This is a genomic window from Nocardia sp. NPDC057440 (assembly GCF_042802915.1).
Classification (GTDB): Bacteria; Actinomycetota; Actinomycetes; order Mycobacteriales; family Mycobacteriaceae; genus Nocardia.
Window position 1 is genome coordinate 271,572 of sequence record NZ_JBHVDF010000002.1, and the last position, 9,361, is coordinate 280,932.

Genomic DNA, 9,361 nt, shown 5'->3' on the forward strand with positions numbered 1-9,361 from the left:
CACCGAGGCAAGAGTCGCGGCAACAGCAGGTGTACAGGTGGCGACATGAATCTCGAATACCCGTGTTGAACTGCGAACTTCTTGTCCGCGACACTCCAGCTACCATCGACCTGGTGTGCCGCCGTCGACTACTTTGGCTCCTGTCGGGCCTTGTCGCGGCCGTCGTCGTCTGCACTGCCGCGCTCTGGCCGGTGTACGTCGACCCCCGCACCGATCGGCCGGGAAAAGCCGACGCCATCCTCGTTCTCGGCGGCGCTCACGACGGCCGCGAACAACTGGCCCTACGCCTGGCCCGCGAAGGCTACGCGCCCCGAGTCCTTTTCTCCAACCCCTACGAAACCAGCCCACTGATCAACCGAATCTGCCACGGCGGCTACAGCTTCGACGTCATCTGCTTCGACCCGTCACCCCGCACCACCCGAGGTGAGGGCCGCGAACTGGCCGCGCTGGCCCGAGCCGCGAACTGGCGCCGAATCATCGTCATAACCTTCACCCCGCACATCTCGCGAGCCCGCCACATCCTCGAAAAATGCTGGGACGGAGAGCTCCTCTTCCTGGACCCCCGCCCCGGCCTCTCGCTTGCCCGCTGGGCCTACAACTACGCCTACCAATCCGCCGGCTACCTCAAAGCCGCCGTCGAACCCTGCTGACACCTCTCGATCCACTCGAAGTGCCGGCGTGCGGCACCTGGCTGCGGCACACGTCGAGAAGACCTCTTCGCCCTGTACCGCTCGTGGAGGGGCTGTCCGAGATAGAACTGCTGGCGGGTGGCTTCAGTTTGATTCGCGAGTGAGACAGTCGTATGTTGTGTCTCGTGGGCCTGAGGGCTCGTGGTGAGGCAATGACGCAGACCCCTCTGGGAGGGCAGATGGAATACGACTGGTCAGCGGCGGATCTGGCCTTTCGCGACGAGGTGCGGGATTTCCTCGACGCGAAGCTGACGCCCGAACTGCGCAAGGCCGGGCGCTTGGCGACGAGTGTCTATCCGGACCATGAGGCGAGCATGGAGTGGCAGCGCATCCTGCACGAGCGCGGGTGGGCGGCGCCGGCGTGGCCGGTCGAGCACGGCGGGTGCGACTGGAGTCTGACCCGGCACTACATCTTCAACAGGGAGGCGACGCTGGCGGGCGCGCCGGCGCTGTCGCCGATGGGGATCAGGATGGTGGCGCCCGCGATCGTCGCGTTTGGCACCCCGCAGCAGCAGGCGTTCTATCTGCCGCGCATCCTGACCGGCGAAATCTTCTTCTGCCAAGGGTATTCGGAGCCCGAGGCCGGGTCCGATCTGGCCTCGCTCAGCATGGCCGCGGTCGAGGACGGCGCGGACTTCCTCTGCACCGGCAGCAAGATCTGGACCACCCATGCGACCGAGGCCAATTGGATCTTCTGCCTCGTGCGCACCTCGCGCGCGGGAAAGAAGCAGCAGGGCATCACATTCCTGTTGATCGATATGACCACGCCGGGCATCGAGGTGCGGCCGCTGGTGATGACCTCCGGTGAGGAGGTGCAGAACCAGGTCTTCTTCGACAATGTGCGGGTGCCCAAGAGCAACGTGCTCGGGCAGATCGATGACGGCTGGACCGTGGCGAAGTACCTGCTCGTGCACGAACGCGGCGGCGCGGCGTCACCGTGGCTGCAGGTGATGGCGCGGGATGTGGCCGACGTGGCGGCGAACCAGCCTGGGCCGGACGGCAATCCGCTGATCGACGACGCGGCGTTCGCGGCCAAGCTGGCCGACGCGCGGATTCGCACCGAAGTGCTCGAGATCCTGGAATACCGAACCCTTTCCGCGATGGCGCAGGGCAAGAACCCCGGCCCCGCTTCCTCGATGCTCAAGGTGCTCGGCACCGAGCTGAGCCAGCGGATCACCGAACTCGCGCTGGAAGCGGCGGGGCCGCGCGGCCGTGTCTATCAGCCGCACGCCACCAAGCCCGGCGGGCCGATCGCCGAATTCACCCCGCCCGCCGACGGCTACCGCAGCGGCCAGGACTGGCAGGCCGTCGCCCCACTGCGCTACTTCAACGACCGCGCGGGCTCGATCTATGCGGGCAGCAACGAAATTCAGCGAAACATCCTCGCCAAGGCAGCATTGGGGCTCTGATGGACTTCACACTCACCACAGAGCAGGAACTCCTGCGCGACGCGGTCGCCGGGTTCCTCGGCGCCCGCTACGAACTGGAGAAGAGCCGCGACGCCGCCAAATCGGATGCGGGCTGGCAGCCTGCCATCTGGCGCGGCTTCGCCGACGAGCTGGGCATCCTCGGCGCGACATTGCCGGAGCGGGCCGACGGTATGGGCGGCGGTCCGATCGAGCTGATGGTGATCACCGAGGAGCTCGGCCGCGCGCTGGTCGTCGAACCGTATGTCGACACGGTCGTTATCGGCGGCGGTCTGCTGACGCGCTCCGGCGGCGAGCCTGCCGGGGAAGTGTTGCGGCAGATAGTTTCCGGCGCTGCCCGCACCGCTTTCGCCGCGCTGGAGCCGACGTCGGGCCCGACGTTCCACGACGTGTCGACCATCGCGCGCAGGGATGGCGACGCGTGGGTGCTCGACGGTGCGAAGACCGTCGTGACCAGTGCGTCGCTGGCCACCCATCTGCTGATCACCGCCCGCACATCCGGTGACCGGCGCGACAAAGCCGGTGTGTCGCTGTTCCTCACGGAATTCGACGCGGCCAACCCACCCGCCGGTGTCGAGGTGCACTCCTACCGGACCATCGATGACCGGGTCGGCTCCGACCTCGCCTTCACCGGTTTCCGGCTGCCGGGCGACGCGCTGCTCGGCACCGAAGGCGCGGCCTGGGACGATATCGAAGCGACCGTGGACGAAGCGACGACGGCCATCGCCTCCGAGGCTGTCGGCTGTATGCGAAAAGTGCTCGCGGACACCGTCGAATACGCCAAGCAGCGTCAGCAGTTCGGCGTGCCGATCGGCAGCTTCCAGGTATTGCAGCACCGCATGGTCGACATGTATATGGAGCTGGAGCAGGCCGCCGCCGCGGTGTACCTCGCTGTCTATTCGCTCGGCGCTTCCGCCGCCGACCGCGCGCGGTCGGTGTCGGCGGCGAAGGTCACCATCGGTCGCGCGGCACGGTTCATCGGTCAGAACGCGGTGCAGCTGCACGGCGCCATGGGGATGACCGAAGAGCTCGCGATCGGCCACTACTTCAAGCGGCTGACCGTGATCGAGCGCGAATTCGGCTCCAGCGAGCAGCATCTCGCTCGATACGCCGCACTCACGAGGCCGTAACCGTGTCCCGCGGCGGGGTGGAATCGGTGCGCGACGAGCCGTCACCGGCTGCCGCGCAACCATCCGCTGCCCGGTCGAAGCGCACGCGCGAGGAGGTCATCGACCTCGCGCATCGGTGGTTTCTCGACGGTCGTCGCATCGATATGCAGCAGCTGGCCCGCGAGCTCGGTATCGGTCGCGCGACGCTGTACCGCTGGTGGGGCAGTAGGGAAGTGGTGATCGGCGAGGTGGTCTGGCGGATCATCGCCGACGCGATCACCCGGGTCGAAGCGCGTGGGTACGGCGGCCCCGTCGACCGCTTCGTCCGCAATTTCGGTCGGCTCGCCGACACCGTGCGGACCTTCGAACCGCTCTCACGATTCGTCGCCGACGACCCCGAATACGGTCTGCGGGTGCTCACTTCGGGCTACACCGTTGTGCAGAGCCGGATGATCGACTGGGCCGCATCCCGATTGACCGATCTGCCCGACCTCGATCCGCGCATCGAGATACGCGATCTCGCCTATGCCATCGTCCGCATCGGCGAAGCTTTCGTCTGGAGCGACGTCATCACCGGCGACCCGCCCCGATCGGACAAGGCGACGGCCATGGTCGAACTGCTCGTTACCGCCGCATCCGGCAAGCGCTGACCCACCGCTAGCGACTGCTTGCGGGTCGCTCGAAACGACCAGGAGTCGAATTGTCCTACAACACCATCATCTACACCGTCGCCGATGCCGTCGCGACGATCACGCTCAACCGCCCGGAGGCCCGCAACGGCTTCACCACCGAGATGGCCGATGAGCTCGGCGCGGCCTTCACCGCCGCCGATCGTGACGACGAGGTCCGCGTGGTCGTCTTCGCCGCCGCGGGCAAGGACTTCTGCGTCGGCATGGACCTGACCGCGGGCGCGTCCGACGAGGACGTCACCGCGCCGGGTTGGGTCGAGTGGTCCACCAGGGTGGTGCGCCCGATGACCGACCTGAACAAACCTGTCATCGTCGCGATGCAGGGCGCGGCGGTCGGCGTCGGCCTTTCCATGACCCTGGCGGCGGATTTCCGTCTCGCCGCACAGGATTCACGCTTCGGTTTCGTCTTCGCCCGCCGCGGCCTCTTCCCCGAGGGCGGCTCCCTCTGGTTCCTGCCCCGCATCGTCGGCCTGGCTCGCGCCAAGGAATGGATGCTCACCGGACGAATCTTCGGCGCCGAAGAAGCACTGGCCGCGGGCCTGGTGACCAGCCTGCACGCCCCCGAAGATCTGCTCCAGGCAGCCCGATCCCTGGCCGCCGAACTCGCCACGCAGGTCGCGCCGGTATCGGTCGCGGCAATCCGCCGCGGGCTGGTCGCCATGTCCGGCGACAAAACCCCCGAAGACGTGTTCACCCTCGACGCCCGCCTGATCTCCTACGCCTTCTCCAGCGCCGATCTCCGTGAAGGCGTCATGTCCTTCCTTCAGAAGCGCACACCCCAGTTCACCGGCAAGGTCGAGACCGAACTCCCCGACCTCGGTGACTGGTTGTCCTAGATTCCGGCCTGATCACCTGGTTTTCAAGCGGTGATGCGGCTGATCAGTCACCGCCGCGATCGTTTGATAGTCGTTGTCCACGTGGAGGATTCACGCCCCGTGAATCTCGGCCGTTGCGGCGATGATCAAGTCTGGGATCGGTTGACGACGGGCCCCTACTCGGCCAGAAGCCGATCGGCCCAGGTCCGCGTGGACCTGGGCCGATCGTATTGAGTGGTTGCCGTCAGTTCTTGCGGCCCGGCGCCTTCGCTCCGGACTTGAAGCCGAGGCCGCCGGGCTTGGCGGCCGGGGGAGTGGCTTCGGGGGTCCCGTTGCCGTTGGTCGGCTGCTCGGGTTCCGGAGCTGATTCCACCGGTGTCTCGGCGGTCGGTGCCGCCGAAGGGGCCGGTGCGGCTGTGGTGCCCGGTGCCTTGGGGCCGGGGCGCTTGAAGCCCGACTTCATGGCGAGGCCCTTGACCGGTGCCGTCGGCTTGGTTTCGGTGGGTTCCGAAACCGGTTCGGCGGCGGCTGTTTCCGGAGCCGCGGCGGGAGCCGGTGCTTCGGCAGGTGCGGGTGCCGAGGGTGCCTTGGCTCCCGGGGCCTTGGCCGCGCCTTTCATGGCGAGGCCGGGAGCCTTGCCACCGCCCTTCATGGCCAGGCCCTTCACCGGTGCTGCGGGGGCCGCGGGCGCTTCGGCCGCGGGTGCGGCCTCGGCGGCCGGAGCGGATTCGGCCTTGGCGCCGGGTGCTTTTGCCGCGCCCTTGATGGCCAAGCCCTTGCCGCCGGGCGCCTTCGCCGGGCCCTTCATGGCCAAGCCCTTGGCGGGTGCGGCGGGCGCCGTGGTGGCCGCCTCGGCCGGTGCCTCGTCGGACGCCTTGGCGCCGGGCGCCTTGGCCGCGCCCTTCATCGACAGGCCACCGCCGGGTGCCTTCGCGGCGCCCTTCATGCCCAGTCCGCCCGGTGCTTTCGCCGGACCCTTCATCGCCAAGCCGCCACCCGCGGGCGCCGCCTTGGCCGCCACCGGCGTCTCCGCGACAGGTTCCGGCTCGGGCTCGGGGACTTCCTCGACGACGGGAGCCTTCGGTTCCTGCACCACCGTCAGGTTCTCGGTCAACGTGCCCGCGTCGACACGGTCGATGGCGTCGAGCATGAGCTGCGCGACGTCGACGACCTCGACGCCTTCGCCCTGGCCTTGCTCCTGCCGGGCCGTGACACCGTCAGTGAGCATCACTCGGCAGAACGGGCAACCGGTCGCGATCTTGGCGGGCGAGGTGGACAGCGCTTCGTCGACGCGGTCGATATTGATGCGCTTGCCGAGCTGTTCCTCCATCCACATGCGGGCGCCACCCGCTCCACAGCACATGGAACGTTCGCCGTGGCGTGGCATTTCGATGAGGGTGGAGCCGGAGGCTTCCATCAGCTCACGCGGTGCGTCGTAGACCTTGTTGTGGCGGCCCAGGTAGCAGGGGTCGTGGTAGGTGATGTTCTGCGACACCGAGGCGACCGGGATCAGCTGCTTGGTCCGCACGAGCCGGTTCAGCAGCTGCGTGTGGTGCACGACCTCGTAGTTGCCGCCGACCTGGGGATATTCGTTGTTCAGCGCATTGAAGCAGTGCGCGCAGGTGACGACGATCTTCTTGCGGCTCTGTTCCACACCGTCGAAGACCGAGTTCAACACCTCGATGTTCTGCGCGGCCAACTGCTGGAACAGGAATTCGTTGCCCGCGCGGCGCGCGGAGTCACCGGTGCAGGTTTCCTCCGCGCCGAGCACCATGAACTTCACCCCGGCCGTGGCGAGCAGCTCGGCCACGGCCTTGGTGGTCTTCTTCGCGCGGTCCTCGTAGGCGCCTGCGCAGCCGACCCAGAACAGGTACTCGTAGCCGTCGAAGCTGTCGGCGTCTTTACCGAAGACCGGGATCTGGAAGTCCATCTCGTTGATCCAGTTGAGCCGGTCCTTGGAGTTCTGACCCCACGGGTTGCCCTTGTTCTCCAGGTTCTTGAACAGCCCGGCCAGCTCGGAGGGGAACTCCGACTCGATCAGCACCTGGTAGCGGCGCATATCGATGATGTGATCGACGTGCTCGATATCGACCGGGCACTGCTCGACGCACGCACCGCAGGTGGTGCACGACCACAGCACCTCCGGATCGATGATGCCGCCCGCTTCGATGTCCCCGACCAGGGGACGCTCGGCCTCGGCCTTCGCCGCCTCCGAAATCTTCGCCAGCGCGGCCTCGTTCGGGTTGCCCTCGGCGTCGAGGAGACCGACCTCGTCGCCGCCCATGTCCTTGCGGCCGCCGGCCAGCAGGTACGGGGCCTTCGCGTAGCCGTGGTCGCGCAGCGACATGATCAACAGCTTCGGCGACAGCGGTTTGCCGGTGTTCCAGGCCGGGCACTGAGACTGGCAGCGTCCGCACTCGGTGCAGGTGGTGAAGTCCAGCCAGCCCTTCCACGAGAAGTCCTCGATCCGGCCGGCGCCGAAGGTGTCGTTGTCCGGATCGGCCGACTCCATGTCGACGGGTTGCCCCTTGGACATCATCGGCTTGGCCGCGCCGAGCGCGACGCCGCCGTCGTCTTCACGCTTGAAGTAGATGTTCGGGAACGCCGAGAACCGGTGCCACGCGACACCCCACGTGGTGTTGCGGCCGACCAGGTACAGGAATGCCATGCCGGACATCAGCTTCACGAACGCGAACAGCGCGACCATGGTGGTGCTCGCGGGCAGCAGCTTTGCCACCTGCATGGTGAAGAAGTCGGTGGCCGGGTTCGAGTGGCCGTAGGCGGAGATCTTGCCCGCCTTCACGAAGATCATGCCGAGACCCTCGAGCAGCACGATCGATTCGATCACGTAGGCGGGTGCGAACTTCGAGCCGGTGAAGCGAGCCAGCCGCTCGGGCACCCTGGGGTGGTTGAGCTGACGGATGATGATCAACGCCGAGATACCGACCACGGTGCCGATGCCGAGGATCTCGTCCCACAGGTGATAGATCGCCCAGCCGCCGATGATCGGCCAGTGGAATTCCGGATCGAAGGTCTGGCCGTATGCCTCGAACCACAGCATGAAGCCGCCGAGGAAACCGACCATCACCAGCCAGTGCGCCCAGCCGACGGTGCGGAATTTGTTCATGCGGGTGTGCGCGATGAACTCCACGAGCATCTGCTTCAAGCGGGGGAAGAACGGTCGCCAACGGTCCGGCGCGCCTTGGCCGATCATGATGGCGCGGACGATATTCCGCACGCCGCCGAAGAACGACGCCCAACACAGGAGGCTGAGCGTCGCCCCAATCGTGCCCAGCGTCACTGTCAGGGCATTCATGTCGCGACCTTTCTTTTAGAGGCAACACGAGTGTCGAGGGCGGCCATGCGCCGCCTCGGTTGGCTCGTATCCTAACCGCCAGTAAGTTACCCGCCAGTAACAACTGGTGTCCATCGTACGATTGCCAGCTGGGCGGAACCCCCTCTTACTGGGGCTCTGGCCCAAATTTGCCTGTGAGTAATGTCACACATATTCGGGCAATCCTACGGTGTCTACTACCGGCTACCACCGTAAACGTCGACCCATGCGTTGTTGCAGGTAAGGACAGGCTTAGTCCCTTGGGTTCCCAGGGCTAGTAATGCATCTCGCATCTTCATGTCGGTTCGTTTACGCTCACGTCGTTCTAATTGCTGTGCCTGCTCTTCGCGCCGCTCGGGGGGAACCCAAAGGTCAGACCGCATTGGGTTGAATGAGCTCTCGCGCGCTGGAAAGGTTCGGGAACAACCGTGAATGATGGATTGGAAACTGAATGAATCTCCGCAGAACCACTGCGGCTTCGGCGATGGTCATCGGTGCGATGACCATCGGCCTCGGCACCGCACATGCTGAGCCTGCACCTGCGGCGCCTCAGCCCCTCAGCTACTCCGTCAAGCTGGTTGACAAGGTCGTTGTCGCAACCCTCAAGGGTGGAACCTTCTCGCTGACCGAGGAGCCCGGCGCCACTGTCGACGACCCCAAGACCACGATCGCCAACGTGCGTGACGGCAAGGGCAACACCGTCGTCTCCTTCCCGCTGAACGTGGATGTCGACGGCAAGCTCGTGCCGGTCAAAGCGGATATGAAGAACGACGACACCGTGCTCGAGGTCACCCCGGAAAAGCCCGCGGATCTCGCGGTGTCGAACAAGCCGGTCGTCGCGAAGCCGGTTGCCGCCAAGGAAATCGCGTCGCCGATCGAAAACCAGCGCGCGCAGAACGAATTCGCTAGCAACTTCGGCATCGCGACCGCCGTCGGCGGGTTCATCGGTACCGCGATCGGTGCGATCGCCGGCTGCATCATCAGCATTCCGGTCGGCTGCCTTCCGGGTCTGCTGACCGGTGCGGGCATCGGCGGCATCCTCGGCACCATCGCCGTCGGCGGTCCGACGCTGGTTGCCGCGGGTCTCGAGCTGCTCAACACCATCCAGGCTCCGGATGGCACCACGAAGTGGGCCGAGAAGCCGGTGGCGCCCGCGGCCGCGCCGGTTCAAACGCCGAACTAACTCGAACCGAACAACAATCGGCCCGCTCTCGTAGAGAGCGGGGCGGGGGTGGTTTTAGGGGTGGGGCGCGGGCCCATCACAACCTGCGCGGGAAGGTGTCGAGCCCATGGAGCGC

7 protein-coding genes are annotated in these 9,361 nt (G+C 66.3%); 6 read left to right on the forward strand and 1 reads right to left on the reverse strand.

All coding sequences use genetic code 11. The features are described from left to right. Positions 1–113: 113 nt before the first annotated feature. The 5 genes from ACFU4Z_RS04325 (at position 114) to ACFU4Z_RS04345 (ending at position 4,750) form a co-directional block, all read left to right on the forward strand. Positions 114–650 carry a YdcF family protein gene (locus tag ACFU4Z_RS04325; RefSeq protein WP_379059644.1) on the forward strand — a complete coding sequence of 179 codons (537 nt, stop codon included), beginning with the start codon at positions 114–116 and terminating at the stop codon, positions 648–650. 218 nt (positions 651–868) lie between these two features. Then, positions 869–2,098, forward strand: coding sequence for an acyl-CoA dehydrogenase family protein (locus ACFU4Z_RS04330; protein ID WP_379060334.1), 1,230 nt, complete (start codon positions 869–871; stop codon positions 2,096–2,098). Continuing rightward, positions 2,098–3,246, forward strand: coding sequence for an acyl-CoA dehydrogenase family protein (locus ACFU4Z_RS04335; protein WP_379059645.1), 1,149 nt, complete (start codon positions 2,098–2,100; stop codon positions 3,244–3,246). Before ACFU4Z_RS04330 ends, ACFU4Z_RS04335 begins: the two co-directional genes overlap by 1 nt. Positions 3,247–3,272: 26 nt before the next feature. After that, positions 3,273–3,875, forward strand: coding sequence for a QsdR family transcriptional regulator (locus tag ACFU4Z_RS04340; protein ID WP_379059646.1), 603 nt, complete (start codon positions 3,273–3,275; stop codon positions 3,873–3,875). Positions 3,876–3,925: 50 nt separating this feature from the next. Then, positions 3,926–4,750, forward strand: coding sequence for an enoyl-CoA hydratase-related protein (locus ACFU4Z_RS04345; protein WP_379059647.1), 825 nt, complete (start codon positions 3,926–3,928; stop codon positions 4,748–4,750). Positions 4,751–4,973: 223 nt separating this feature from the next. Here the strand turns inward: ACFU4Z_RS04345 and ACFU4Z_RS04350 are convergent, their stop codons facing one another. Next, complete coding sequence (locus tag ACFU4Z_RS04350; RefSeq protein WP_379059648.1) at positions 4,974–8,045, reverse strand: (Fe-S)-binding protein; 3,072 nt, start codon at positions 8,043–8,045, stop codon at positions 4,974–4,976. A gap of 469 nt (positions 8,046–8,514) precedes the next feature. Between ACFU4Z_RS04350 and ACFU4Z_RS04355 the strand changes: the two genes are divergently transcribed. Next, positions 8,515–9,246, forward strand: coding sequence for a hypothetical protein (locus tag ACFU4Z_RS04355; RefSeq protein WP_379059649.1), 732 nt, complete (start codon positions 8,515–8,517; stop codon positions 9,244–9,246). The last annotated feature ends 115 nt before the right edge of the window (positions 9,247–9,361 follow it).

What these genes read in the sequence shown, in the direction of transcription:
- ACFU4Z_RS04330 (WP_379060334.1), top strand. Translation starts at nt 869, where the DNA reads ATGGAATACGACTGGTCAGCGGCGGATCTGGCCTTTCGCGACGAGGTG.
- ACFU4Z_RS04335 (WP_379059645.1), top strand. Translation starts at nt 2,098, where the DNA reads ATGGACTTCACACTCACCACAGAGCAGGAACTCCTGCGCGACGCGGTC.
- ACFU4Z_RS04350 (WP_379059648.1), bottom strand. Translation starts at nt 8,045, where the DNA reads ATGAATGCCCTGACAGTGACGCTGGGCACGATTGGGGCGACGCTCAGC.
- ACFU4Z_RS04355 (WP_379059649.1), top strand. Translation starts at nt 8,515, where the DNA reads ATGAATCTCCGCAGAACCACTGCGGCTTCGGCGATGGTCATCGGTGCG.